This window comes from Streptomyces liangshanensis, assembly GCF_011694815.1.
Taxonomy (GTDB): domain Bacteria; phylum Actinomycetota; class Actinomycetes; order Streptomycetales; family Streptomycetaceae; genus Streptomyces; species Streptomyces liangshanensis.
In genome coordinates, this window is sequence record NZ_CP050177.1 from 7,230,609 (window position 1) to 7,254,404 (window position 23,796).

Below are 23,796 nucleotides of genomic sequence, written 5' to 3' on the forward strand. Positions count from 1 at the left end.
CCGGAGGCGACGGTCATGGACGACGAGAACGGCGACCCCAACGCGAGCTGGTGGATCGAGGGCAGCGGCAGGCTCGACGGCGCCGTGATCGCCGTCGCCGGGGCCGCGGGCCCGGCGGGACGCGCCACCCTGCTGAGGCTGGCCGAGGCCGGCGCGACGGTCGTCGGCTCGGACGCCGACCCCGCGCGGCTCGCCGAGGCGGTCGACGCCGCCCGGTACGCGCACGGCGGCGCCACGGTCACCGGGGACACCGTTGACCTGCTCGACCTCGACGCCACCCGCGTCTGGGCCGAGAAGACCGAGAAGGAGTTCGGCCGCATCGACGGCCTGGTTCACCTCGTCGGCGGCTGGCGCGGCAGCGCCACCTTCGCCGACACCGACCTGGCCGACTGGGACCTGCTGGAGAAGCTGCTGATCCGTACGGTCCAGCACACCTCCCTTGCCTTCCACGACGGACTCCTGCGCAGCGACCGCGGCCGCTACCTGCTCATCAGCGCCGCCGGCGCGTCGAAGCCCACCGCGGGCAACGCCGCGTACGCCGCCTCCAAGGCCGCCGCCGAGGCGTGGACCCTGGCGCTGGGCGACGCGTTCCGCAAGGCGGGGGGCGACGAGGGGCCGCGTTCCGCGGCTGCCATCCTGGTCATCAAGGCACTGGTGCACGACGCGATGCGCGCCGAGCGCCCGAATGCGAAGTTCGCGGGCTTCACCGATGTCACCGACCTGGCCGAGGCCATCGCCGGTGTCTGGGACAGGCCCGCCCAGGATGTGAACGGAAAGCGCCTGTGGCTGACCCCCGAGTCGTGAAGTCCGGCCGGCCCCGATCCCCGGAGGCCGCCGGTACGGACGCCCGCCGGCACCACGATCCCCAGGTACGCGGCTTCGCCAGCGACAACTACGCCGGCGCGCACCCGGAGATCCTCGCCGCGCTCGCCCTGGCCAACGGAGGCCACCAGGTCTCCTACGGCGAGGACGACTACACCGGCCACCTCCAGCGGGTCATGCACAGCCACTTCGGGTCGGCCGCCGAGGCCTTCCCCGTCTTCAACGGCACCGGCGCCAACGTGGTCGCGCTCCAGGCGATGACCGAGCGCTGGGGCGCCGTCATCTGCGCCGAGTCCGCCCACATCAACACCGACGAGGGCGGCGCGCCCGAGCGGATGGGCGGCCTCAAGCTGCTGACCGTACCGACCGAGGACGGCAAGCTCACGCCCGACCTCATCGACCGGCAGGCCTTCGGCTTCGACGACGAACACCGCGCCATGCCGCAGGTCGTGTCGATCACCCAGAGCACCGAACTGGGCACGCTCTACACGCCCGACGAGATCAAGGCGCTCTGCGACCACGCCCACGGCCTGGGCATGAAGGTCCACCTGGACGGCGCGCGGATAGCCAACGCGGCCGCCGCGCTGGACGTCCCGATGCGCACCTTCACCAACGCCGCCGGCGTGGACGTCCTCTCCTTCGGCGGGACGAAGAACGGCATGCTCTTCGGCGAGGCCGTCGTGGTGCTCGACCCCGGCGCCGTCCGGGAGGTGAAGCGGCTGCGCAAGCTGTCCATGCAGCTGTCGTCCAAGATGCGCTTCGTCTCGGTGCAGTTGGAGGCCCTCCTCGCCGGGGACCTGTGGCTGCGCAGCGCCCGGCACAGCAACGCCATGGCGCAGCGGCTCGCCGAGGGCGTGCGCGCGGTCGGCGGGGTCGAGATCCTCTACCCCGTGCAGGCCAACGCGGTCTTCGCGCGGCTGCCGCACGACGTGGGCGTGCGCCTCCAGAAGCGCTTCCGCTTCTACTTCTGGGACGAACAGGCCGGGGACGTCCGCTGGATGTGCTCCTTCGACACCACCGAGGATGACGTGGACCGCTTCCTCTTCGCCCTCAAGGAAGAACTCGCCGCATAGTTATGTAGCAATCCGGATAACCAGTGGATGGATGGCCGCGCGTTCCCTAGAGTGACAGGCATGCAGCTGATCCAGCGCAATCCTGATCTCTCCGCCTATCTGGCGGCCGATGAGGCCATCGATCATCACCATCCGCTGGTACGGGAGACGGCGGCGCGTCTCCGTCCCCCGGAGGGCGGTGCATACGCATACGCCCGAGCCGCCTTCGAGTTCGTCCGCGACGAGATCCCGCACTCCTGCGACACGGGGGACCAGCGCGTCACCTGGCGCGCCTCCGACGTGATCGGGCGGCGCACCGGCATCTGCTACGCCAAGGCCCACGCGCTGGCGGCGCTGCTCCGGGCGGAGTCGATCCCCGCCGCGCTCTGCTACCAGGAGTTCGACGTCGTCCACGGCCTGGTCGCGGTCCGGCTCCCGGACCGCGACCGCTGGGACCGGCAGGACCCGCGCGGCAACAAGCCGGGCGTGGACGCCCAGTTCTCGCTGGACGACGAGCGGTTGGCCTTCGCCCCCGAGCCGCTCTTCGGCGAGCGGGACCACCCCGTCCTGTTCGAGGCGCCGCACCCGGCGGTCCTGCGGGCGCTCCGGGCCGCTCCGGACCTGGACCACCTGGTCAGAACGCTGCCCACCGCGCTCCACTGAGCGGGTGGGCAGGACGCGGGAAGAGCGTTCAGGCCGTCACGGCCGGGAGCCGGTGGTCAGCCGGCGGCGGCGGGACGGCCGGTCTCGGCCTCGCGCACCTGGGCCGCCGTCGGAGCCGTACCCCCGAGGTGCGCGGGCACCCACCAGGTGTCGTTCGCGTCCTTGGGACGTACCGGATAGGCGCGCTGCGCCGCCTCCAGCAGCTCCTGCACCCGGTCGCGCAGCCGCCGCGTGATGGCGCCCGCGTACTGGTCGGCCGGGGCCTCCATGGGTTCGCCCACCCGCATCGTCACCGGGATGTGCTGGCGCCGGAAGTTGCGCGGCCGCCCCTTGGTCCACAGCCGCTGGGTGCCCCACAGCGCCATCGGGATCAGCGGGACGCCGGCCTCCTGCGCCATCCGGGCCGCGCCCGACTTGAAGCTCTTGAGCGTGAAGGACGGGGAGATCGTCGCCTCGGGGAAGACCCCGATGATCTCGCCCGAGCGCAGCGAGTCCAGGGCGTGCGCGTACGCCGTCTCACCCTGCTTGCGGTCCACCGGGATGTGCTTCATGCCGCGCATCAGCGGACCGGAGATCCGGTGCTTGAAGACCGAGTCCTTCGCCATGAAGCGCACCAGGCGCTTCTGGGGGAGCACGGTGAGGCCCGCGAAGATGAAGTCCAGATAGCTGATGTGGTTGCTGACGAGCACCGCTCCGCCGGTCCGCGGGATGTTCTCCGACCCCTGCGTGTCGATCTTCAGGTCCAGCGCCTTGAACATGGTGCGGGCGGCGCCGATGACCGGCCGATAGACGAGCTCTGCCATCTGGGGTGGACCCTTCTGTTCCGGGGAGGGTTCTCCCGGCGGAAGTTACGCAGCCGTAGGTTTTCGGCATTGGGCCGATCGTGCCCCATACGCGGCGCCGTGGCCAGTCCTGCTCTTCCCGCGGGGCGAGATTCTCGTCACGTCAGCGCACCGCGGCCGTGGTCCTGCGCAGGACCAGGTACATCTCGCAGCCCAGGCAGTACCCGAACGCCGCGTTGAGGAAGGCCGCCGCCAGCGCGCACGCCGTGGCCGCGAGCCCGAGCCATTCCGGGCCCGCGAAGTAGCCGACGAGGCCGATCACGGCGAACGCCAGTCCGACGGCCTGGGCGAAGCGCGGCGGCGCCGGGGACTCGAACTCCACGGCGGGGCCGAGGCGCGGCCGGACGACGGTACGGAACAGCCAGCCGTACGGGGAGCGCTGGACGCCCCCGAGAGCGCCCGCCGCGAAGGCGAGGGTCTGCCAGGCGAGAAGCGCGCCGCTGCCCGTGAGGAGGACCACGGCGAGTACGACGGTGGTGACGGCCGCCCCGAAGCGCGGCCCCCTGATGTCAAGGTCCATGCCCCTCAGCATCTCCCGCCGGGCGTCCCCCGAGGTCGCGGAATATTTTGCAGTTGTGTGAACGCTGGCGCTGAGGATGACGACTACAGGACTGATCGTGTGCGCGGCGGTACTCGCGGTGGCATCCGCGTTCGGGGTGTGGCACCGGCGCGGCGACGGAAGGCTGACCATGCGTGGGCGGGACGGCGAGAAGCGGCTCGGCGAGGCCGAGCTGGGCGAGGGGCTGGGGGAGCGGGCGACGCTCGTCCAGTTCTCCAGCGCGTTCTGCGCGCCCTGCCGGGCGACGCGGCGCACGCTCGCCGAGATCGCCGGGATGGTCGACGGGGTCACGCACGTGGAGATCGACGCCGAGGAGCGGCTGGAGCTGGTACGGGAGCTGGGCATCCTCAAGACGCCCACCGTCCTCGTGCTGGACGCCCGGGGCCGTATCGTCCGCCGGGCCGCCGGCCAGCCGCGCAAGGCGGACGTGATCGCCGCGCTCGGCGAGGCGGTGTGAGGTGCGCCCTTGACCACGCCCCGCGCCCCTCGGCACGCTGACGCCGTGCCCCGGGACCTCCTTCTGTACGGGCGGGCCCACGTGGACCTGGCCCGCCACGCGAGCGCGCGCTGTCCGGGTGTCTGAGCACCCACGGACCCGTTCCCCTCTCTCCCGGAAGGACGACGTCATGACGGCGACGCCCGAGCTCAGCACTCCCCGGACGGCCACCCCCGAACTCCTCCGCTCCGTCTTCCGCCAACACGCGGCGGGGGTCGCCGTGATCACCGCGCGCGGCGGCGAATCCGGCGCCCGGCCGGTCGGCTTCACCGCCACCTCGCTCAACTCCGTCGCCGCCGAACCCCCGTTGGTCTCCTTCGGCGTGGGCGTCTCGTCGTCCAGCTGGCCGGTCATCGCCGAGGCCGAGTACGTCGGCGTCCACATACTCGGCGACCACCAGGAGGAGTTGGCGGCCACGTTCGCCCGCAGCGGCGCCGACCGGTTCGCGCCGCCCACGGGCTGGCGTACCGGACCGGAGGACGTGCCCGTGCTGGACGGGGTGCTCGCCTGGCTGGTCTGCCGTGTCGTGGCCCGGGTCCCGGCCGGCGACCACCGCATCGTGGTGGCCCAGGCCGTCGTCGGCGACCCGGCCGGCGCCGGCCGGCCGCTCCTCTACCACCAGGGACGCTTCAACGGACTGCGCGACTGAGAGTTCCCGGGGGACACGCCCCGGCATCTTCCGCCGAGCGTCGGGAAGGTCACAGTGCGAAGCGCTTGCTCCGTGGGCAGGCTCTGGATGTACTGGCGAGTAATATTTACTCCGGTGCGCCGGTCTCCGGACCGGAAACCGTCCCATAAGGCGCCTATGCTGCGTGCAACAAGGCAGCCCAGAAATGACGATGCGGTAGGAGAGCCGGCGTGAGCCTGAGGATCGTTGTCTGTGTGAAGTACGTGCCCGACGCCACCGGCGACCGGCATTTCGCCGATGACCTGACCGTGGACCGGGACGACGTGGACGGCCTGCTGTCGGAGCTGGACGAGTACGCGGTGGAGCAGGCGCTCCAGATCGCCGGCGAGGCGGACGACGCCGAGGTCACGGTCCTGACCGTCGGCCCCGAGGACGCCAAGGACGCGCTGCGCAAGGCGCTGTCCATGGGCGCCGACAAGGCCGTCCACGTCGAGGACGACGCGCTGCACGGCACGGACGTCCTCGGTACGTCGCTGGTCCTCGCCAAGGCCATCGAGAAGACCGGCTACGACCTGGTCATCTGCGGCATGGCGTCGACGGACGGCACGATGGGCGTCCTGCCCGCGATCCTCGCCGAGCGGCTCGGCGTCCCGCAGGTCACGCTGCTCTCCGAGGTGTCCGTGGCCGGCGGCGTCGTCAGCGGCCGGCGTGACGGCGACACCGCGAGCGAGCAGCTGGAGGCGTCCCTCCCGGCCGTCGTGTCGGTGACGGACCAGTCGGGCGAGGCCCGCTACCCGTCCTTCAAGGGGATCATGGCGGCGAAGAAGAAGCCGGTGCAGGCCTTCGACCTGGAGGACCTGGACATCGAGCCCGGCGACGTCGGCCTGGCCGGTGCCTGGACCGCGGTCGACGGGGCCACCCAGCGCCCGGCCCGTACGGCGGGCACGGTCGTCAAGGACGAGGGCGAGGGCGGCAAGCAGCTGGCCGCGTTCCTCGCGGAGCGCAAGTTCATCTGACCCGCCCCGCGGGCCACGGGCCGGCCGCGCGCCGGCCGGGCCCCGGCCACCCAGTCCATCACCCCTGTTACCTCGCATGCGCAGGAGACCCGCACCATGGCTGAAGTTCTCGTCTACGTCGACCACGTCGACGGCGCCGTCCGCAAGCCCACCCTGGAACTGCTGACCCTGGCCCGCCGCCTGGGCGAGCCCGTGGCCCTCGCCCTCGGCGCGGGCGCCGAGGCCACCGCGGCCGTCCTGGCCGAGCACGGCGCCGTGAAGGTGCTGACGGCCGACGCGCCCGAGTTCGCCGACTACCTCGTCGTCCCCAAGGTCGACGCCCTCCAGGCCGCGTACGACGCCGTCTCGCCCGCCGCAGTGCTCCTGCCGTCGTCCGCGGAGGCCAAGGAGATCGCCGCGCGCCTCGCCGTCCGCATCGGCTCCGGTCTGCTCACCGACGCCGTCGACCTGGAGGCCGGCGCGGACGGTCCCGTCGCCACCCAGTCGGTCTTCGCGGCCGCGTTCACCACCAAGTCGCGCGTCTCGCGGGGCACCCCGGTCATCACCGTCAAGCCGAACTCGGCCCCGGTCGAGGCCGCCCCGGCCGCGGGCACCGTCGAGACGCTGGCCGTCACCTTCGGGGAGAAGTCGACCGGTACGAAGATCGTCTCCCGCTCGCCCCGCGAGTCGACGGGCCGCCCGGAGCTGACCGAGGCCGCGATCGTGGTCTCCGGCGGCCGCGGCGTCAACGGCGCCGAGAACTTCGGCCTCATCGAGGCCCTGGCCGACTCCCTGGGTGCCGCGGTCGGCGCCTCCCGCGCCGCCGTGGACGCCGGCTGGTACCCGCACGCCAACCAGGTGGGCCAGACCGGCAAGTCGGTCTCCCCGCAGCTCTACATCGCCTCGGGCATCTCCGGTGCCATCCAGCACCGCGCGGGCATGCAGACCTCCAAGACCATCGTCGCCATCAACAAGGACGCCGAGGCGCCCATCTTCGACCTGGTCGACTACGGCATCGTCGGCGACCTGTTCGAGGTCGTGCCGAAGCTGACCGACGAGGTCAAGGCCCGCAAGGGCTGACACCCGCCGGGAGTCCCCGGCCCAGGGCCACGCGGTCACGCCACCGCGTGGCCCTTCGCCGTTCGCGGGGCGCGCGGGACACCATTGACGGGGCTCGGCCGCGCCGCTTAACTTCCCTTCAACGGATTGTTGATTCCGCAGTGCGGAAAAGCCGGGGCGCGCGGGTGATCCGTGCGGGCGGCTCGCACGGGCGGCCCGTACGGCACGGGCACGAGGAAAGGGACGCGGATGGCGCAGCAGGAGACGGTGACCACCAGCCTCGCGAGCGCGGTCGCCGAGGACATCGCCGCGCGGCTCGCGCCGGTCGACGCGGACCTCGCCCGCCGCTACCCGGGCGACCCCGGCACCCGGCAGCCCGTCCACACCGTCTACGTCCCCGCCGACGCCTTCGCCGCCGACACCGTCCGCTCCTGGGGCGACCAGGCCCTCGCCGCCCTCGACGAACACGCCCCCGACGCGGCCACGCTGGCCGCCGTCCTCGGCCTCCCCGGCGAACTGGCGGGACCGGTGCACGAGCGCGTACGGGCCAAGCTGGAGCGCGAACCGGTGGAAGACCTCCGGATCGACTTCGAGGACGGCTACGGCCCGCGCCCGGACGCCGAGGAGGACGCGCACGCCGCCCGCGCCGCCCGCCTGGTCCACGCCGCGTACGCGGACGGCACCGCCGCCCCGTACATGGGCATCCGCATGAAGTGCCTGGAGGAGGCCGTCCGCGACCGGGGGATCCGTACCCTCGACGTCTTCCTCAGCGGACTCATGGAGGCGGGCGGCCTGCCCGACGGCCTGGTGCTGACACTCCCCAAGGTCACCTATCCGGAGCAGATCGAGGCGATGGTACGGCTCGCCGAGGCGTTCGAGACGGCCCGCGGCCTCACTCCCGGGCGACTCGGCTTCGAGATCCAGATCGAGACCAGCCAGTCCATCCTCGCCGCCGACGGCACCGCGACCGTGGCCCGGATGATCCACGCCGCAGGCGGCCGCGCCACCGGACTGCACTACGGCACCTTCGACTACAGCGCCTGCGTCGGCGTCAGCGCCGCCTACCAGTCGAGCGACCACCCGGCCGCCGACCACGCCAAGGCCGTGATGCAGGTCGCCGCCGCCGGCACCGGCGTCCGCGTCTGCGACGGCTCCACCAACGTCCTCCCCGTCGGCCCCACCCCCCAGGTCCACGACGCCTGGCGGCTCCACTACGGACTGACCCGGCGGGCCCTCGCCCGCGCCTACCACCAGGGCTGGGACATGCACCCCGCCCAGCTCCCGACCCGCTACGCCGCCGTCTACGCCTTCTACCGCGAGGGCCTGGAGGCGGCCGCCGCCCGGCTGGTCGCGTACGTCGCCAGGGCGGGCGGCGACGTCCTCGACGAACCGGCCACGGCCAGGGCGCTCAGCGGCTATCTCCTGCGCGGCCTGGACTGCGGCGCCGTCGACGACGACGAGGTCACCCGCCTCACCGGCCTGGGCCGCGCGGACCTGGAGGCCCTCGGCGGTGTCCCGCCTCGCGCGGACCGCCCCGCCAACACCCCCTGAACTGCGCCTGCTTGAACCCCCGTCGGCCGAGCCCGCCACGGAACCCCCCGCCTCCGCCGCTAGGCTGTACCGACCACAGGCGCCACGGCGGAGCCGACCGTACGACCACGGCACGCCCGGTGTCCTGAGAGCACAGGACCAGGACCAACAGCGGAACGGGGCAGCGGTGTCGACGGGGGAGCACGGGCGGAATCAGGGACCGGGCAGGGTGCTGGCGGGGCGTTACCGCGTGGTGGCACAGCTCGGCCGGGGCGGTATGGGGGTGGTCTGGCGGGCCGTGGACGAGGTCCTCGGCCGGGAGGTCGCGGTGAAGGAGCTGCGTACCTTCACCGACACCGACGGACCCCAACTGGCCGACCTGCGGGTGCGGATGCAGCGCGAGGCGCGGGCCGCCGCGCGCATCCGGCACCCCGGAGTGGTGGCGGTGCACGACGTGGCCGAGGAGGACGGCCGGCCCGTCATCGTCATGGAACTGATCGACGGCCCGTCGCTGGACGACGTGCTGAACGCGAACGGCCCCATGGACCCGCGCGAGGCCGCCGGGATCGGCGCCCGGGTGATGGAGGCACTGGAGGCCGCCCACCAGGTGGGGGTGCTGCACCGCGACGTCAAACCGGGCAACGTCCTGCTCGACCGGGGCGGCCGCGTGGTCCTCACCGACTTCGGGATCGCCGCGATGGACGACCCCGGCGACGGCTCCACCACCCACCTCACCCGCAGCGGCGAACTGGTCGGCTCCCTCGACTACTTGCCGCCCGAGCGGGCCCAGGGCGCGGCGCCGGGACCGCCCGCCGACATCTGGGCCCTCGGCGCGACGCTCTACGCCGCGGTCGAGGGCGCGTCACCCTTCCGCCGTACGTCGACGTGGTCGACGCTCACCGCGATCGTCGCCGACCCGCTGCCCGAACCGCGCCTGGCGGGACCGCTGTTCCCGGTCCTGGAACAGCTGATGGCCAAGGACCCGGAGCTGCGGCCCGACGCGCGGACGGCGGCCCGGCTCCTGGCGGAGGTGGCGGCGGGCGGCGGAACGAGCCGGCCGCCGGGCGCCGTCCCCGCCGCTCCCCAGGCCTCGCCGCCGCGGGTGCCGACGGAGGTCAACCCACTGCCCCACCGGCCCGAGGGTTTCGGCCCGCCCGTGGCGGACACGCCGACGCCCGTGGTGGCGCCCGGGGCCGCCCTGACCGCCCGGACCACGGCCCGCCCCGACGCCGGGCGCCGGGGCGCGGGCCGCTCGAAGGCGCTGCTCGCCGCCGGGGTCGTCGCCGTCGTCCTCGCGGGCGGCGGGGTGACGTACGCCCTGACCGGCGGCGGCGCCACCACGCCGGGATCGGAACTGACGGCGGACGGTTCGGGCGGGGGCGGCGCCGCGGGAGAGGGTCGCATGTTGGACCCCGGCAGCGCGGCCTCGCGGAGCCCGGCCGAGAAGCCCGGGGCCGGGAAGAGGACGGGCGACGCCGAGGACGCGGGCGACAAGGGCGCCGACGACAAGGGCGCCGGCGACCGGAAGACGGATCCCCCGGCCGGGAAGCCGACCGCGCCCGGGAAGGGCGGGGACGGGTCCGGGGACGCGGCCGGCGGAACCACGGGCGGCGGATCCGGCGGTTCCGGCGCCGACGGGGGTACGGCGACGGGCGGTTCGAGCACCCCGAGCGGCACCGGCGGCGCGTCCGGGACCACACCCGCCTGCCACTCCATCGGCGCCGGCAAGTACAACTGCTACGTCTACCGCACCGCCACCTCCTACACCGCCGCCGGGGAGCAGGCCGGTGTCCTCAACCAGGGCACCAACTATTTCTTCTGCCAGCAGGACCTGGGCCGCCGCGAGACGCACGGCGCGTGGACGAACACCTGGTGGGCGAAGACCGACGACGACAGCGGCAACACCGGGGTGTTCGTCAGCGACGTGTACATCCGGGGCGGCGACAACGACCAGCCCGTCCCCGGCCTACCGCTCTGCTGACGGCGGGATCTCGCCCGACCCCCGGGCGATCAGCCGGGTCGGAAGCACCACCCTCGACGGGGCGTCCGCCGCCCCGTCGAGGCGCTGGAAGAGCCGCTCGGCGGCGGTACGGCCCAGGGTCGCCGCGTCCTGCGCGATGACCGTGACCCCCGGCTCCAGCAGATCGGCCAGCTCGATGTCGTCGAAGCCGACGAGGGCGACCGGGTGGTGGTACGCGGCCAGGACCCGTACCGCCGTCACCGTCACCCGGTTGTTGCCCGTGAGGATCGCCGTCACCGGCTCCGGGCCGGCGAGCATCCCGGCCACGGCGTCCCGTACCCGGTCGGGCGCGGTGGTCCCGAGCGCCACCCAGTCGTCGTGGATCGCGAGACCGGCGTCCGCCATGGCGGTCCGGTAGCCGCGCAGGCGCTCGATCGCCGTGTGGATCCGCGGCTGGTCGCCGACGAAGCCGATACGGCGGTGGCCGTGCGCGATCAGGTGCGCGGCGCCCGAGCGCGCGCCGCCGAAGCTGTCGGAGAGGATCACGTCCGCGTCGATGCGGCCGGCCGGGCGGTCCACGAAGACCGTCGCCACCCCGGCCTTGATCTCCGGCTCCAGGTAGCGGTGGTCGTCCCCGGCGGGGATCACGATCAGCCCGTCCACCCGGCGGGCGCACAGCGCGAGCACCAACTCCTGCTCACGCTCGGGATCCTCGGCGCTGGACCCGTTGATGAGCAGCGCGCCATGGGCGCGGGCCACTTCTTCCACGGCGCGGTTGAGCGGACCGTAGAACGGGTCGGCCAAATCCTCCAGGACCAGACCGATACTGGCCGTACGGCCTTTACGCAGGACACGGGCGGAATCGTTGCGCCGGAATCCCAGCGCGTCGATGGATTCCTGCACCCGCCTTTCGGTGTCCGGGGTCACCCCCGGCTCGCCGTTCACCACCCGGGACACCGTCTTGAGTCCCACCCCGGCGCGCGCGGCGACGTCTTTCATGGTGGGCCGATTGCCGTAGCGGTTCTCGGGGCGGTGGGAGGTGTCGGCCACAGTGCGCTGTCCTGTCGTCGTCCGGGTGCGGGTGTGCACGCATATCCACATCTCCGCCTGCACCGGGGCGGATCCGGGTCTTGCCGCGGATTTGCCGCCGGTTTGCCATTCGAGGCTGTGGCGACGAGCATAGGCCCTGGACAACGTTGTCAGGTGAATAGAGACTGTTCATCGAAGCGCAGGTCCGGTCATTCCCCGCACGGGCGGGGATACCTCGTCCCCGGGAGATCCGACACCGATGCATATCGACCGCGTTGCCGCACTCGACATCGGCGGCACCAAGATCGCCGGCGCGTTGGTCGACGGCAACGGCAGGATCCTCGTACGGGCGCAGCGGCCGACCCCCGCGCAGGAGGACGGCGAGAGCGTGATGCGCGCCGTCGAGGAGGTCCTCGCCGAGGTCGCCGCCTCGCCGCTGTGGTCCGGGGCGACCGCGATCGGGATCGGCAGCGCCGGCCCCGTGGACGCCTCCGCCGGTACGGTCAGCCCCGTCAACGTGCCGGGCTGGCGCGGGTTCCCGCTGGTGGAGCGGGTCCGGGAGGCGACCGGCGGCCTGCCGGTGACGCTGGTCGGCGACGGGGTCGCCATGACCGCGGCGGAGCACTGGCAGGGCGCGGCCCGCGGCTACGACAACGCCCTGTGCATGGTCGTCTCGACGGGCGTGGGCGGCGGGCTCGTCCTGGGCGGCAAGCTCCACCCGGGGCCCACCGGCAACTCCGGGCACATCGGCCACATCAGCGTCGACCTGGACGGCGACCTCTGCCCGTGCGGGGGGCGCGGGTGCGTGGAGCGGATCGCCAGCGGGCCCAACATCGCGCGCCGGGCGCTGGAGGGCGGCTGGCAGCCGGGCCCCGACGGGGACACGTCCGCCGCGGCGGTCGCCGCCGCCGCCCGGGCGGGCCACCCCGTCGCGATCGCGTCCTTCGAACGCGCCGCCCAGGCCCTGGCCGCCGGCATCGCCGCGACGGCGACGCTCGTCGAGATCGGCATCGCGGTGGTCGGCGGCGGCGTCGCGAACGCGGGCGAGGTCCTGTTCGCCCCGCTGCGGCGCTCCCTGCGCGACTACGCCACGCTGTCCTTCGTCCAGCGGATCGAGCTGGCCCCGGCCCTCACGGGCACGGACGCGGGCCTGGTGGGCGCGGCCGCGGCGGCGGCGCTGGGCAGCCGCGACGAGGAGACGGCGACGATCGGCGGCTGAGGCCCCCGTACCGGCTCGTGGACGGCGTACCGGCGCTGCGGGCCATGCGTACCGGCCGTGCGGGCGCCCTCCCTGCCGGCGCGCGGCGCGGTCGGCTCGGCCCTGTCGGCCCGGGACGCCGCAGGCCGATCCGCGAGGACCCGCCGGACACGCTCTAGCGCGTCGTCTGGCACGCCGTGCGCTGGCTGCCGCGGAACTTCACGCACAGCTCCGTGTCCGTGCCGGTGTCGTGTGTCGCCCAGGTGTACGTCAGCGCCTTGCCCGAGCGGGTGGCCGTCGCCGTGTCGGCGAGGCGGCCGTTCCGGTACAGGGACACCTCACGCGAGCCGACGTCCGCCGGTGGGTTGGTCCAGATCCCGGTGACCGAGTTGGTCGCGCCCCGGCCGTCCAGCCGGATGCAGACCTGCGGGCCGGAGAAGTGGTGCGTGCAGGCGCTGCTGTCGGCCGCCGCGGGCGTCGCGGTCAGCGTGACCGCCACCCCCGCCAGGGCGAGCGTCAGGGCGGACCGCCGCCCGTACGGGGACTCGCGCGGACGCGCGTGCGGGCGCGGGACGAAGGGCGGGGGCGGAACTGGGGGCATGACGGCTCTCCGGGTCGTACGGCGGGTGGGCGGGCACACGGACGCGGGCCGGTCCGGGCCGGTCCGCGCGGGTGGCTACGTGGCCGCTTCCGTCGCCGTCGCCTGCTGGGGAACCACGACCAGGAAGAAGTCCGAGTCCAGGTCCATGACCACCTCGGCCGGTGTCCCCTCGTCCCTCCGGGCCCGCGCGAACTCCTCGGCGGGCCAGCTGCCACGCGGCCCACCCGCGGGAAATTTCTCCAGCACCGTACGGCGCATCGTGTACCCCCTTGTCACATCGAGTTCCAACGATGTTCCTCGGGATTGTGTTACGCCCGGGACGGACATCGGTTCGTACAGTAGGCCGCTGTGCTGCCGGAACGGAAACGGACCGGCAACGGCTAGGACACATCCGGATCTCCGGGAGCGGGTCCGGGCGGCGGTCCCGATGCTGTCGGGGGTTTCCGTGGCAGGGTGTTGCGGGCAATCCACTGGGGGCTACGGATGAGGGGGAACCGTGATTGTCTGGGTTAACGGCGCGTTCGGGGCGGGCAAGACCAGCACCGCTCACGAGCTGCTCGACCTGATCCCCAACAGCACGCTCTACGACCCTGGGCTCACCGGGGCGGAACTGGCACGACTGCTCCCGCCGAAGAGGCTCGCCGACGTCACCGACTTCCAGGACCTGCCCATCTGGCGCCGCCTGGTGGTGGACACCGCCGCGGCCCTGCTGGCGGAGACGGGCGGTGTGCTGGTGGTCCCCATGACCCTCCTGCGACAGGAGTACCGCGACGAGATCTTCGGGGGGCTGGCCGCCCGGCGCATCCCCGTCCGGCATGTGCTGCTGGCAACTGATGAAACGATCCTGCGCAGGCGCATAGCGGCCCGGGAGGCCCCGGACGGCGACCAGGAGGCCGCCGAGCGTGACCGTCAGTGGTGTTACGAACACATCGAGCAGTACCGGGCCGCACTGCACTGGCTCACCGGCGACGCCCACGTCGTCGACACCGACACCCGGACCCCGCACGAGAGCGCGGAGTGTCTCGCGGAGGCGGTACGGACCGGCAGGGCGCCCGCCTGCGCGATCGTGCAGACCCCCGAACCCACCGCCGAGACCCTCGCCGCCGGGGTGCTGCTCTTCGACGAGCGGGGCCGGGTGCTGCTCGTGGACCCCACCTACAAGCCCGGTTGGGAGTTCCCCGGCGGTGTGGTGGAGCGGGGCGAGGCGCCCGCCCGCGCCGGCGTCCGCGAGGTCGAGGAGGAGATAGGCATCCGGCTCACCGACGTGCCCAAGCTGTTGGTCATGGACTGGGAACCGGCCCGGCCGCCCGGCTTCGGCGGACTGCGCCTGCTGTTCGACGGCGGACTGCTGCCCGCCCGGCTGGCCGGACAAGTCCGCTTGCCGGGGCCCGAGTTGCGCGACTGGCGCTTCGTCGGCGAGGAGGAGGCGGCGGGACTGCTGCCGCCCGCCCGCTTCGAGCGGCTGCGCTGGGCCCTGCGGGCACGCGAGCGGGGTGTGGTGCTCAACCTGGAGGACGGCGTCCCCGTCGGCTGAGGCGGCCGGTCACCGGGCCGCCGGTGGCCCGGTGACCGCCTCCCCGAAGCCCGGCGTGGGGTCCCCGTGCCCGTAGCAGACCGTGGAGGGCCCCAGCGTCAGCAACCGGTCCATCGACTCCCGCGCGCGCTCGCGGTCGACGTGGAAGACACCGAGGCTGACGCCGTTCACCGAAGCCATGGTGTCCCCGACGAACAGCACACCGTGACGCGGCAGATGGACCGCGATCGAACCGTCGGTGTGCCCCGGCGTGTGCACCACCCGGGCCCCGTCGCCGAAGCCCAGCTCGTCACCGTCCCCCACCTCCCGGTCCACCCGGGTGGGCGGCGCGGGCGGCACGGTCAGGCCGTGCTCGTACAGCGGGATCTCCCAGTCGAGCAACACCGGTTCCGGCACCGGCAGTTCGCCCCGGACGACCGGGGCGTCCAGCCGGTGCGCGACCACCTCGGCGCCGAACCGCCGCGCCAACTCCCCGGCGGAGCCCACGTGGTCGCGGTGGCAGTGGGTGAGGAGCACGCGCCGCAGCCCGCCGGGATCCAGCCCCAGGCCGGTGATCGCCTCCCCGATCCGCGCCCCGGCACCGCTGTGCCCGGCGTCGATCAGCGTCAGGTCCGTACCGTCGCGCCACAGATAGGCCTGGCCGATCGGGAAGCGCAACAGGTGCAGCCGTGGGCGTACTTCGACGACGTCGATGAGGTCCATACGGCGACCGTAGGCACCCGCGTCCCGCCCCCGCGCCCCTCTACGCTTCGAGCGATCTCGCTGTCCGCTGAACCGCCCCGCGCGCCCCGAGAGGCCCGTGAGGCAGCCGGACGCGGGCCGGTACGGCTCAACGGCCCGTACGGCTCAACGGCCCGTACGGATCAACCCCGCTTGGATTCCGCGTAGTTGACCAGGAAGTGCGCCTCGGTGACGGACAGGCGCTCCAACTCCTCCGGCGAGACACTCTCGTTCACCGCGTGGATCTGCGCCGCCGGCTCGCTCAGCCCGATCAGCAGGATCTCGGCGTCCGGGTACAGCGCGGCCAGTGTGTTGCAGAGCGGGATGGACCCGCCCTGGCCCGCGGTCTGCATGTCCTGGCCCGGGTAGCCGGCCCGCATCGCCTCCGCCATCGCGGTGTACGCGGGGCTGGAGGTGTCCGCGCGGAACGCCGCCCCCTGGCCGATCTGCTCCACCGCGACCCGCGCGCCCCACGGGGTGTGCTTCTCCAGGTGCGCGGTCAGCAACTTCGTCGCCTCGCCGGTGTCCTGCCCCGGCGGCACCCGCAGGCTGACCGTGGCCCGCGCCCCCGCCTGGATCGACGGGGTGGCGCCCACGACCGGCGGGGCGTCGATCCCGATGACGGTGACGGACGGGCGCGCCCAGATCCGGTCGGAGACCGAACCGTCACCGATCAGCCCCACTCCGTCGAGCACCTTGGCGTCCTTGCGGAAGTCCGCCTCCGGGTAGTCGAGCCCGTCCCACTCGGCGTCCGCCGCGAGCCCGTCCACCCGGGTCGAACCGTCCTCGGCGCGCAGCGAGTCCAGCACCCGGATCAGCGCCGCGAGCGCGTCGGGGGCCGCGCCGCCGAACTGCCCCGAGTGCAGGTTCCCTTCGAGCGTGTCCACCCGGACGCGCAGGAGCGTCATGCCCCGCAGGGTGGCCGTGACGGTCGGCAGGCCCACCCGGAAGTTCCCCGTGTCGCCGATCACGATCGTGTCGGCGGTCAGCAGGTCCGGGTGCGCCTCCGCGTACCGCTCCAGGCCGCCCGTACCCTGCTCCTCCGAACCCTCGGCGATCACCTTGACGGTCACCGGCACCCCGCCGTTCGCCTTGAGGGCGCGCAGGGCCAGCAGGTGCATCAGGAAGCCGCCCTTGCAGTCGGCGGCCCCGCGCCCGTACCAGCGCCCGTCGCGCTCGGTCAGCTCGAAGGGCGGCGACAGCCAGGCGGCCTCGTCCAGCGGCGGCTGTACGTCGTAGTGGGCGTAGAGCAGCACCGTCGGGGCGCCCTCGGGGCCGGGCAGCAGACCGTAGACGGACTGGCTCCCGTCGGGGGTGTCGAGGACCGCGACGTCCTGGAATCCTTCGGTACGCAGCGCGTCGGCGACCCACGCGGCGGCCGCCTCGCACTCGCTCTTCGGGAACACCGCGGGGTCCGCGACCGACCGGAAGGCCACCAGTTCTGCGAGCTCCGCCCGGGCGCGGGGCATCAGGGAAGCGACCGTTCCGGCAATCGGATCCGCGGTCATGGGCACGCTCCTGGTGGGTGCGACGTTCTCCTGGTGGGAGGACGTGGTGGGTACGTCGAAGGCACCACAGATCCTCCCACAGCGGTTCCGGGGCGCACGCGCCGTAGGATGCCGTTCGACAACAGGGGCCACCGGTCGGATCAGGAGCAGAAGCACATCGTGAGCAGCGAGAACGCAGACGCCGGAAGCGAGCACGACGAGCCGGTGTGGGATGTCGTCGTGGTCGGAGCAGGGCCGGCGGGAGCGTCGGCGGCATATGCCGCGGCGGTCGCGGGCCGTCAGGTGCTGCTGCTGGAGAAAGCCGAGTTGCCCCGCTACAAGACCTGCGGGGGAGGCATCATCGGTCCCTCGCGTGACGCGCTGCCCCCGGGCTTCGAGCTTCCGCTCAAGGACCGGGTGCACGCGGTCACCTTCTCCCTCAACGGCAAGCTGGCGCGGACACGACGGTCGAAGCGCATGCTCTTCGGGCTCATCAACCGCCCCGAGTTCGACGCGAGTCTGGTCGAGCACGCGCAGAAGGCGGGCGCCGTGCTCCGTACGGGAGCGACGGTCTCCCGGGTCGAGCAGCACGGCCCGGCCGTGCCCGACCGCCGCACGGTCGCCGTGGTCCTCTCGGACGGCGAGACGGTGCTGGCGCGGGCCGTGGTCGGCGCCGACGGCAGCGCGAGCCGCATAGGCGCGCATGTCGGGGTGAAGATGGACCAGGTCGACCTCGGCCTGGAGGCGGAGATCCCCGTCCCGGAGACGGTCGCGGAGGACTGGGCGGGACGGATCCTCATCGACTGGGGCCCGCTGCCGGGCAGTTACGGGTGGGTGTTCCCCAAGGGCGACACGCTCACCGTCGGGGTGATCTCGGCGCGCGGCGAGGGCGCGGCCACCAAGCGGTATCTGGAGGACTTCATCGCCCGGCTCGGCCTCGCCGGGTTCGAGCCCTCGGTCTCCTCCGGGCACCTGACGCGCTGCCGCAGCGAGGACTCGCCGCTGTCGCGCGGCCGGGTCCTGGTGTGCGGGGACGCGGCGGGGCTGCTGGAGCCGTGGACCAGGGAAGGGATCTCCTTCGCCCTGCGGTCGGGACGGCTCGCGGGGGAGTGGGCGGTCAGGATCTCGGAGTCGCACGACGCTGTGGACGCCCGCAGGCAGGCGCTGAACTACGCGTTCGCCATCAAGGCCGGCCTGGGCGTGGAGATGGGCGTCGGCCGGCGCATGCTCGGCATCTTCGAGCGCCGCCCCGGGCTGCTGCACGCGGCGATCACGGGCCTGCGCCCGGCGTGGAACGCGTTCGCGGACATCTCCCGGGGCTCGACGTCGCTGGCCGGGCTCGTACGGACCCATCCGCTGGCCCGGCGCGCGCTGGACATCCTGGACCGCAGGCAGGCGGCGGCCGCGGCGGCCGCCGAGGCCGAGGCGGGTGCCGCGGAGGCAGCGGCGGCGGAGGCCAAGGCGCCGGAGGTGGGCGCTCCCTAGCGGCGTCCGGTGGTCCGACCGACCCGCTTCATCCGGCCGACGGGTGGGGCGGGTCAGTGCGTCGTGATCAGGAAGACGGGGTGGTCCGGGGCCGCCGCGACGATCTCCGCGTCGGAGGACTTCGCGGTGACGCCCTGGAAGTACTGGTTGACCTCCCAGCCCCAGCGCTCCAGGTAGGCGCGCAGGATCGCGGGCTTCTCGCTGTCGGGGACCTCGGTGGCGGTGAAGGTGCGGACCTTGCGGCCGACGCGCAGTTCGCCGCCGCCCGCCGCCCTCATGTTGCGGACCCACTGGGAGTGGCCGCGGGCGGAGACGAGGTACTGGGCGCCCTCGAAGGGGTGCGGGTTGACGGGGACGCGCTGCATCTTGCCGCTCTTGCGGCCCCGTACGGACAGCTCGGCCGTGCCGAGCATGCTGACGCCGTGCCGGGCGAGCCAGCCGATGACGCTGTTCATCCGGACCGTGAACCGGCTGCCCTGGAGGTAGTACGGCTGCGACATGGTGACTCCCTTGGGGTGATGGGTGGGGCGAGGGCGGTGCGGAGAGCTGTGCACCGTTTCGAGAGCACTGCTCTCGCTTGAGATCAGTGTGCACCGGTCGGGTGCTCCAAAGCAAGAGCACCGCTCTCGATTCTGTTCACTGATCCGAATCCGGGTACGCTGCTCTCCATGGCAACCATCCGGGGAGCACGCGAACGAGCCCGCACCGAAGTCACCGCGGCGATCAAGGACGAGGCCCGCGAGCAGCTCGCCGCCGAGGGCGCCGCGAAGCTCTCGCTGCGCGCCGTCGCCCGCGAGCTGGGCCTGGCGTCCTCCGCCCTCTACCGCTACTTCCCCAGCCGGGACGACCTGCTGACCGCACTCATCGTCGACGCGTACGACGCCGTCGGCGCCGCCGCGGAGAAGGCCCTCGCCGCCGCCGGCCCCACCGACCACCCGGCGCGCTGGACCGCCGTCTGCGTGGCGGTACGGGACTGGGCCCTGGCCCACCCCCACGAGTACGCGCTGATCTACGGCTCGCCCGTGCCCGGCTACGCGGCGCCCGAGCTGACCATCGCCCCCGCCTCACGCGTCGGCCTGGCCCTGATCTCCATCGCGCGCGACGCCCATCGGGACAACGGCGTCGCGCTCCCGCCGCTCACCGACCGGCTCCGCCCCAAGGCGGCGAGGATGGTCGAGCGGTTCGCGCCCGACATCCCGCCCGAGGTGGCGGCGGCCCTGGTCGCGGCCTGGGCACAGCTCTTCGGGCTGATCTCCTTCGAGCTGTTCGGCCAGTTCCACAACGTGGTCGACGACCGCACCGCGTTCTTCGCCCACGCCGCCCGCCGCCTCGGCCACGAGGTCGGCCTGCTCTGACGGCCCGCGTCCGGAGGACGCCGCCCGCCGCCCTGCCCGCCGGTCTCAGGCCGCGGGCAGCGAACCCGGGCGCGGGGCGGGGTTCCGGTGTTGTACGTCCTCGGACCGGGCACCCGGCGCGGCGCCCAGGTCCGTCACCTCCACGACCCCGGCCCGCGCCTCCCCGTACGCCGCCGGTACCTCTTCCTGCGCCGCCGGGCGCCCGCCCTGCTGGAGCGCCCGTACCAGCAGCCCGGCCGCCCGCTCGCGGAGCGGATGCGCGGCCACCAGCCGCGTCAGCTCGTCCACGCACGCGGCGGAACGCCCCCGCTCGATCTCCCCCTCCAGCCGGGCCTCCGACGCGCGCAGCCGGTCCTCCGCCCAGCGTCGCCGTTCCGCCTCCAGGTACGGCCCCGCCAGTCCCTCCGCGTACGCGCCGCGCCACAGCGCCTCGGCCCGTACGGCCAGTTCGCCCGCGCCCCGCAGGTCCCCCGCCTCGCGCGCCGATTCGGCCGCGCGCAACAGGGCCCGGCGCTCGCGCAGATCGTCGATGGCGGCGCCCGCGAGGCGGTATCCCCGGCCGGTCCACGCCAGTTCCGGGGCGGCCCCCGGCTTCCCGGCTCCCGGTCCGAACGCCAGGGCGTGGCGCAGGCCGGAGACGTATTTCTGGACCAACGTCCGCGCCCGCGCCGGGGGTTCGGCGCCCCAGACCGCCTCGACGAGCGACTCGTACGGCATGGCCGCGCCGTCCTGGTGCAGCAGGACGGCCAGTACGGACCGTTGCAGCGGCGGCCCCAGCGGCACTTCGCCGTCCGGCCGCACGGCCCGCAGTGGGCCGAGCAGTTCGAACCGTATGCCCGCCACGCGTATTCCGTCCGTCATGTCCCGAGCGTATCCCGCCGCCCCTTCCGGTGGTCCGCCCCCGTCGGGGCGTACTCCCCGGGGAGTACGGGGGGCCACCTCGCCCGGCTGACGCCCGGACGGTGCCGCCCGGTCTAGCGTGGCCGGTATGGACGACCAGCACCCCCGCCGTGACCAGGGCCGCCCCCGCCCGCGCGGCCGACCGTCCTGGCGCCGCGACGGCGGACCGGCCCGCCTCCGCGGCGGACCGGCGTTCCTCCGCGCCCGGGGGACGGGGACCGGCGGGCGGGACCGGTGCGTCCCGTGGCCCTCCACCCTCCTGCTGTCGGTCCTCGTCGTCCTCGGATCGGTCTTCGCCGGGCGCCACCAGCACCGCGTCGGCCTCGACGCCTACGCCGTCCTGCTGCTGCTCGCCGGCCCCGCGCTGCTGCTGCTCCGGCGGCGGCACCCCGTGGTCGCGGTGTACGGGGTGGTGGTCACGGCGCTCGTCTACCTCGGCGCGGGCTATCCGTACGGACCGGTCTTCGTCTCCGTCGTCGTCGCCGTCTTCGCCGCCATCGCGGCAGGCCACCGGTACGCGGCCTGGTGGGCCGTCGGCCTGCTCTGGGCGGGCCACCTCCTCCTCGCGCACTGGCTCTACCGGTGGCTCCCGCCGGCCGGCGACCACGCGGCGCCCTGGGGACAGGAAGTGGTCGTCGCCGCCTGGGTGGTGGCCGTCTGCGCCGCCGCCGAACTGCTCCGGCTGCGCAGGGAGCGGTGGGCGCGGGAGGCCGCCGAGCGCGAGGCCGCCGAGCGGCGCAGGAGGGACGAGGAACGGATGCGCATCGCCCGCGAACTGCACGACGTGCTGGCCCACTCCATCTCCGTCATCAACGTCCAGGCCGGTGTGGGGCTCGCCCTGCTCGACGCCGACCCCGAACAGGCCCGCTCGGCGCTCACGACCATCAAGGCGGCCAGCAAGGAGGCCCTCGGCGAGGTACGGCAGGTCCTCGACACCCTCAGGACACCCGGCGACGCCCCGCGCGCCCCCGCCCCCGGCCTCGACCGGCTGCCCGAACTGGTCGAACAGGCGGCGGCCGCCGGCCTCGCCGTGGAGGTACGGCGGGAGGGCGAGCCCGTCCCGCTGCCGCCCGGCGCGGATCTGGCGGCCTTCCGGATCATCCAGGAGGCGCTGACCAACGTGGTGCGGCACTCGGGTTCCCGTACGGCACGGATCACACTCGCCTACGAGCGCGGGGCCGGCCGGGACGCCGACCAGGACCCGGAGGCCGGGTCCCGCGCACCGGCACGACGCGCGCCCGGCGCGCCCGGCCTCCTCCGTCTCCGTATCGACGACGCGGGCCCGGCCACCCGCGGGAACGCGGGAGGCGGCGGCAACGGCCTCGTCGGCATGCGCGAGCGGACGGCCGCGCTCGGTGGCACGATCGAGGCCGGCCCGGACCCGGACGGCGGCTTCCGCGTCCACGCCACGATTCCCCTGACGCCCGAGGAGACCCCGTGATCCGCGTCCTGCTCGCCGACGACCAGTCCCTCGTACGGGCGGGCTTCCGCGCCCTGCTCGACGCGCAGCCGGACATCGAGGTCGCGGGCGAGGCGGCGGACGGCGAGGAGGCCCTGAGCCGGGTGCGTGAACTGCGCCCGGACGTCGTCCTGATGGACATCCGCATGCCACGCCTGGACGGTCTCGCGGCCACGCGCCGGATCACCGAGGACGAGCGGCTCGGCGGGGTGAAGGTGGTCATGCTGACGACGTTCGAGCTCGACGAGTACGTCTTCGAGGCCCTCCGGGCCGGTGCCTCGGGGTTCCTCGTCAAGGACACCGAGCCGGACGAACTCCTGCGCGCGGTACGGGCGGTGGTCGCCGGGGACGCGCTGCTCTCGCCGGGGGTGACGCGCCGGCTCATCGCCGAGTTCGCGTCTCGCTCGAAGGCCCCCGCGGGCGGCTCGGGTCTCGGTGAACTCACCGAGCGGGAACGGGAGGTGATGGCCCTGGTGGGCATCGGGCTGTCCAACGACGAGATCGCCCGCCGCCTGGTCGTCAGCCCGCTCACCGCGAAGACCCATGTGAGCCGGACGATGGTGAAGCTGGGCGCGCGCGACCGGGCCCAACTGGTCGTGCTGGCCTACGAATCCGGGCTGGTACGGCCGGGCTGGCTGGGCTGATCCGGACCGGGCGTGCCACTGAGCCGGTCGTTCACGGACCGGCCCAGCTCCGTGCCCTGCGCCGCGCCGCGCGGGAAGCGCCACAGCACGTGCACCACCCGCACCACGAACGTGAGGGCCGCGAGCCCGCCCGCGACGCGGGCGAAACCGCGCGGCAGGTCGAAGTACCCGATAGGGGCGTACAGGCCGAGGTACACGAGAACGGCGACGAAGCCGCCACTGACCAGTGCGTAGCCGATCTCGACGGTGATCGCGTCCCGTTGTGCCCCGCTCCGTGTCCCCATGCGCCGAGGTTGCCCCCATATGCCGTCCCGGGCAAGGGAGTTGCCCCGGCCCGCCCTACTCCGCTCCGGGCCGGGTCAGGCCTCGCGGGGGTGCGCGGGCCGCGGCCGGTCGCGCAGCAGCCGTACGAACGCGCCGAGCGCGGCCGACTGGACGAGGACCGAGAGGACCAGCGCGGCGTAGAGGTAGGCGGCGGAACCGGCCACCCCGTCACCGAGCACTCCGCCGCCCACGAAGAACAGGAAGACGGTCGGCGCGGCGAGGAAGAAGAGCCAGATCCCGGCGAAGGAGGCGTCCTGGTGGTGGACGAAGAGGGTGTCGACCGCGACGAACACCGTCGTCGCGGCCACCAGGCCCAGGTAGACCTGCGAGGCGCGGTTGCCGAAGGTCAGCCGTGCGAGCGCGGTCAGTCGTCCGGATGTCATGTCGTTCTCCCTGGTCCCCGTCGGTGCGCGACGTGTGCGAACTGATGCCTCTTCAGCATGCGACGGACCGA

The 23,796-nt window shown here is 73.6% G+C and carries 26 protein-coding genes; 15 read left to right on the top strand and 11 right to left on the bottom strand.

Annotation, left to right across the window (positions count from 1 at the left end; translation table 11 throughout):
• Window positions 1-15: 15 nt before the first annotated feature.
• The 3 genes from HA039_RS31385 to HA039_RS31395 are packed head-to-tail and all read left to right on the top strand — an operon-like array spanning window position 16 to window position 2,537.
• Window positions 16-804: an SDR family oxidoreductase gene (locus tag HA039_RS31385; RefSeq protein ID WP_167037910.1), complete on the top strand. Its 789-nt coding sequence runs from the start codon at window positions 16-18 to the stop codon at window positions 802-804.
• The gene (locus HA039_RS31390) at window positions 783-1,895 is read left to right on the top strand and encodes a threonine aldolase family protein (protein WP_243869874.1); all 1,113 of its coding nucleotides are present in this window, start codon (window positions 783-785) and stop codon (window positions 1,893-1,895) included. The genes HA039_RS31385 and HA039_RS31390 overlap by 22 nt, the downstream gene beginning before the upstream one ends.
• 60 nt (window positions 1,896-1,955) lie before the next feature.
• Complete coding sequence (locus tag HA039_RS31395) at window positions 1,956-2,537, top strand: transglutaminase domain-containing protein (protein WP_167035086.1); 582 nt, start codon at window positions 1,956-1,958, stop codon at window positions 2,535-2,537.
• Window positions 2,538-2,593: 56 nt separating this feature from the next.
• On the opposite strand, the gene HA039_RS31400 is transcribed toward HA039_RS31395, so the two are convergent.
• Together HA039_RS31400 and HA039_RS31405 are read right to left on the bottom strand one after the other, a co-directional pair.
• Window positions 2,594-3,340, bottom strand: coding sequence for a lysophospholipid acyltransferase family protein (locus HA039_RS31400; protein WP_167035088.1), 747 nt, complete (start codon window positions 3,338-3,340; stop codon window positions 2,594-2,596).
• A 142-nt stretch (window positions 3,341-3,482) separates the two neighbouring features.
• On the bottom strand, window positions 3,483-3,899 hold the full coding sequence (locus HA039_RS31405) for a DUF4395 domain-containing protein (protein WP_167035090.1): 417 nt from the start codon (window positions 3,897-3,899) through the stop codon (window positions 3,483-3,485).
• 76 nt (window positions 3,900-3,975) lie between these two features.
• On the opposite strand from HA039_RS31405, the gene HA039_RS31410 reads away from it, so the two are divergent.
• The 6 genes from HA039_RS31410 to HA039_RS31435 all read left to right on the top strand — a co-directional run bounded on the left by HA039_RS31410 (window position 3,976) and on the right by HA039_RS31435 (window position 10,627).
• Window positions 3,976-4,395 (top strand): TlpA family protein disulfide reductase, encoded by a 420-nt coding sequence (locus HA039_RS31410; RefSeq protein WP_167035092.1) that lies wholly within the window; start codon window positions 3,976-3,978, stop codon window positions 4,393-4,395.
• A gap of 169 nt (window positions 4,396-4,564) precedes the next feature.
• Entirely contained in the window at window positions 4,565-5,083 is a 519-nt protein-coding gene (locus HA039_RS31415) for a flavin reductase family protein (RefSeq protein ID WP_167035094.1), read from the top strand.
• 209 nt (window positions 5,084-5,292) lie between these two features.
• Window positions 5,293-6,078, top strand: a complete 786-nt coding sequence (locus tag HA039_RS31420; protein ID WP_167035095.1) for an electron transfer flavoprotein subunit beta/FixA family protein — start codon at window positions 5,293-5,295, stop codon at window positions 6,076-6,078.
• A gap of 96 nt (window positions 6,079-6,174) precedes the next feature.
• A complete protein-coding gene (locus HA039_RS31425) occupies window positions 6,175-7,137 on the top strand; it encodes an electron transfer flavoprotein subunit alpha/FixB family protein (RefSeq protein WP_167035097.1) in 963 nt (320 codons plus the stop codon).
• Window positions 7,138-7,365: 228 nt separating this feature from the next.
• Window positions 7,366-8,667 (top strand): DUF6986 family protein, encoded by a 1,302-nt coding sequence (locus tag HA039_RS31430; RefSeq protein WP_167035099.1) that lies wholly within the window; start codon window positions 7,366-7,368, stop codon window positions 8,665-8,667.
• Window positions 8,668-8,833: 166 nt separating this feature from the next.
• Complete coding sequence (locus HA039_RS31435; RefSeq protein WP_167035100.1) at window positions 8,834-10,627, top strand: serine/threonine-protein kinase; 1,794 nt, start codon at window positions 8,834-8,836, stop codon at window positions 10,625-10,627.
• On the opposite strand, the gene HA039_RS31440 is transcribed toward HA039_RS31435, so the two are convergent.
• Window positions 10,613-11,605, bottom strand: coding sequence for a LacI family DNA-binding transcriptional regulator (locus HA039_RS31440; protein WP_425086431.1), 993 nt, complete (start codon window positions 11,603-11,605; stop codon window positions 10,613-10,615). The two genes, HA039_RS31435 and HA039_RS31440, sit on opposite strands and share 15 nt — an antisense overlap.
• A 289-nt stretch (window positions 11,606-11,894) precedes the next feature.
• Here HA039_RS31440 and HA039_RS31445 point away from each other — a divergent pair, with 289 nt between their 5' ends.
• Entirely contained in the window at window positions 11,895-12,854 is a 960-nt protein-coding gene (locus HA039_RS31445) for an ROK family protein (protein WP_167035104.1), read from the top strand.
• A gap of 154 nt (window positions 12,855-13,008) precedes the next feature.
• On the opposite strand, the gene HA039_RS31450 is transcribed toward HA039_RS31445, so the two are convergent.
• On the bottom strand, window positions 13,009-13,434 hold the full coding sequence (locus HA039_RS31450) for a hypothetical protein (protein WP_167035106.1): 426 nt from the start codon (window positions 13,432-13,434) through the stop codon (window positions 13,009-13,011).
• 75 nt (window positions 13,435-13,509) lie between these two features.
• Window positions 13,510-13,692, bottom strand: coding sequence for a hypothetical protein (locus HA039_RS31455; protein WP_167035108.1), 183 nt, complete (start codon window positions 13,690-13,692; stop codon window positions 13,510-13,512).
• 238 nt (window positions 13,693-13,930) lie between these two features.
• Between HA039_RS31455 and HA039_RS31460 the strand changes: the two genes are divergently transcribed.
• A complete protein-coding gene (locus HA039_RS31460; protein ID WP_167035110.1) occupies window positions 13,931-14,968 on the top strand; it encodes an NUDIX hydrolase in 1,038 nt (345 codons plus the stop codon).
• Window positions 14,969-14,977: 9 nt separating this feature from the next.
• Here HA039_RS31460 and HA039_RS31465 read toward each other — a convergent pair whose 3' ends face one another.
• Window positions 14,978-15,670, bottom strand: coding sequence for an MBL fold metallo-hydrolase (locus HA039_RS31465; RefSeq protein WP_167035112.1), 693 nt, complete (start codon window positions 15,668-15,670; stop codon window positions 14,978-14,980).
• Between the two features lie 161 nt (window positions 15,671-15,831).
• Complete coding sequence (locus HA039_RS31470; protein ID WP_167035114.1) at window positions 15,832-17,196, bottom strand: dipeptidase; 1,365 nt, start codon at window positions 17,194-17,196, stop codon at window positions 15,832-15,834.
• A 159-nt stretch (window positions 17,197-17,355) separates the two neighbouring features.
• Here HA039_RS31470 and HA039_RS31475 point away from each other — a divergent pair, with 159 nt between their 5' ends.
• Window positions 17,356-18,660 (top strand): geranylgeranyl reductase family protein, encoded by a 1,305-nt coding sequence (locus tag HA039_RS31475; RefSeq protein WP_167035116.1) that lies wholly within the window; start codon window positions 17,356-17,358, stop codon window positions 18,658-18,660.
• A 53-nt stretch (window positions 18,661-18,713) separates the two neighbouring features.
• Here the strand turns inward: HA039_RS31475 and HA039_RS31480 are convergent, their stop codons facing one another.
• On the bottom strand, window positions 18,714-19,160 hold the full coding sequence (locus HA039_RS31480; protein ID WP_167035118.1) for a nitroreductase family deazaflavin-dependent oxidoreductase: 447 nt from the start codon (window positions 19,158-19,160) through the stop codon (window positions 18,714-18,716).
• Window positions 19,161-19,328: 168 nt separating this feature from the next.
• Between HA039_RS31480 and HA039_RS31485 the strand changes: the two genes are divergently transcribed.
• Entirely contained in the window at window positions 19,329-20,015 is a 687-nt protein-coding gene (locus tag HA039_RS31485; protein ID WP_167035120.1) for a TetR/AcrR family transcriptional regulator, read from the top strand.
• 45 nt (window positions 20,016-20,060) lie between these two features.
• On the opposite strand, the gene HA039_RS31490 is transcribed toward HA039_RS31485, so the two are convergent.
• On the bottom strand, window positions 20,061-20,876 hold the full coding sequence (locus HA039_RS31490; protein WP_167035123.1) for an AfsR/SARP family transcriptional regulator: 816 nt from the start codon (window positions 20,874-20,876) through the stop codon (window positions 20,061-20,063).
• Between the two features lie 127 nt (window positions 20,877-21,003).
• Between HA039_RS31490 and HA039_RS31495 the strand changes: the two genes are divergently transcribed.
• Together HA039_RS31495 and HA039_RS31500 are read left to right on the top strand one after the other, a co-directional pair.
• A complete protein-coding gene (locus tag HA039_RS31495) occupies window positions 21,004-22,356 on the top strand; it encodes a sensor histidine kinase (RefSeq protein ID WP_167035125.1) in 1,353 nt (450 codons plus the stop codon).
• Entirely contained in the window at window positions 22,353-23,018 is a 666-nt protein-coding gene (locus HA039_RS31500) for a response regulator transcription factor (protein ID WP_167035127.1), read from the top strand. The genes HA039_RS31495 and HA039_RS31500 overlap by 4 nt, the downstream gene beginning before the upstream one ends.
• Here the strand turns inward: HA039_RS31500 and HA039_RS31505 are convergent.
• Both HA039_RS31505 and HA039_RS31510 read right to left on the bottom strand, forming a co-directional pair.
• Window positions 22,979-23,302 carry a DUF6332 family protein gene (locus HA039_RS31505; protein WP_167035129.1) on the bottom strand — a complete coding sequence of 108 codons (324 nt, stop codon included), beginning with the start codon at window positions 23,300-23,302 and terminating at the stop codon, window positions 22,979-22,981. The genes HA039_RS31500 and HA039_RS31505 overlap by 40 nt on opposite strands.
• Window positions 23,303-23,377: 75 nt before the next feature.
• Complete coding sequence (locus HA039_RS31510) at window positions 23,378-23,725, bottom strand: SCO4225 family membrane protein (protein WP_167035131.1); 348 nt, start codon at window positions 23,723-23,725, stop codon at window positions 23,378-23,380.
• Between the last annotated feature and the right edge of the window lie 71 nt (window positions 23,726-23,796).

Excerpts from the sequence above, each read along its gene's own strand:
- HA039_RS31385 (WP_167037910.1), top strand. The coding sequence starts at position 16 with ATGGACGACGAGAACGGCGACCCCAACGCGAGCTGGTGGATCGAGGGC.
- HA039_RS31395 (WP_167035086.1), top strand. The coding sequence starts at position 1,956 with ATGCAGCTGATCCAGCGCAATCCTGATCTCTCCGCCTATCTGGCGGCC.
- HA039_RS31400 (WP_167035088.1), bottom strand. The coding sequence starts at position 3,340 with ATGGCAGAGCTCGTCTATCGGCCGGTCATCGGCGCCGCCCGCACCATG.
- HA039_RS31405 (WP_167035090.1), bottom strand. The coding sequence starts at position 3,899 with ATGGACCTTGACATCAGGGGGCCGCGCTTCGGGGCGGCCGTCACCACC.
- HA039_RS31410 (WP_167035092.1), top strand. The coding sequence starts at position 3,976 with ATGACGACTACAGGACTGATCGTGTGCGCGGCGGTACTCGCGGTGGCA.
- HA039_RS31415 (WP_167035094.1), top strand. The coding sequence starts at position 4,565 with ATGACGGCGACGCCCGAGCTCAGCACTCCCCGGACGGCCACCCCCGAA.
- HA039_RS31425 (WP_167035097.1), top strand. The coding sequence starts at position 6,175 with ATGGCTGAAGTTCTCGTCTACGTCGACCACGTCGACGGCGCCGTCCGC.
- HA039_RS31430 (WP_167035099.1), top strand. The coding sequence starts at position 7,366 with ATGGCGCAGCAGGAGACGGTGACCACCAGCCTCGCGAGCGCGGTCGCC.
- HA039_RS31440 (WP_425086431.1), bottom strand. The coding sequence starts at position 11,605 with ATGAAAGACGTCGCCGCGCGCGCCGGGGTGGGACTCAAGACGGTGTCC.
- HA039_RS31445 (WP_167035104.1), top strand. The coding sequence starts at position 11,895 with ATGCATATCGACCGCGTTGCCGCACTCGACATCGGCGGCACCAAGATC.
- HA039_RS31450 (WP_167035106.1), bottom strand. The coding sequence starts at position 13,434 with ATGCCCCCAGTTCCGCCCCCGCCCTTCGTCCCGCGCCCGCACGCGCGT.
- HA039_RS31455 (WP_167035108.1), bottom strand. The coding sequence starts at position 13,692 with ATGCGCCGTACGGTGCTGGAGAAATTTCCCGCGGGTGGGCCGCGTGGC.
- HA039_RS31465 (WP_167035112.1), bottom strand. The coding sequence starts at position 15,670 with ATGGACCTCATCGACGTCGTCGAAGTACGCCCACGGCTGCACCTGTTG.
- HA039_RS31470 (WP_167035114.1), bottom strand. The coding sequence starts at position 17,196 with ATGACCGCGGATCCGATTGCCGGAACGGTCGCTTCCCTGATGCCCCGC.
- HA039_RS31480 (WP_167035118.1), bottom strand. The coding sequence starts at position 19,160 with ATGTCGCAGCCGTACTACCTCCAGGGCAGCCGGTTCACGGTCCGGATG.
- HA039_RS31485 (WP_167035120.1), top strand. The coding sequence starts at position 19,329 with ATGGCAACCATCCGGGGAGCACGCGAACGAGCCCGCACCGAAGTCACC.
- HA039_RS31490 (WP_167035123.1), bottom strand. The coding sequence starts at position 20,876 with ATGACGGACGGAATACGCGTGGCGGGCATACGGTTCGAACTGCTCGGC.
- HA039_RS31495 (WP_167035125.1), top strand. The coding sequence starts at position 21,004 with ATGGACGACCAGCACCCCCGCCGTGACCAGGGCCGCCCCCGCCCGCGC.
- HA039_RS31505 (WP_167035129.1), bottom strand. The coding sequence starts at position 23,302 with ATGGGGACACGGAGCGGGGCACAACGGGACGCGATCACCGTCGAGATC.
- HA039_RS31510 (WP_167035131.1), bottom strand. The coding sequence starts at position 23,725 with ATGACATCCGGACGACTGACCGCGCTCGCACGGCTGACCTTCGGCAAC.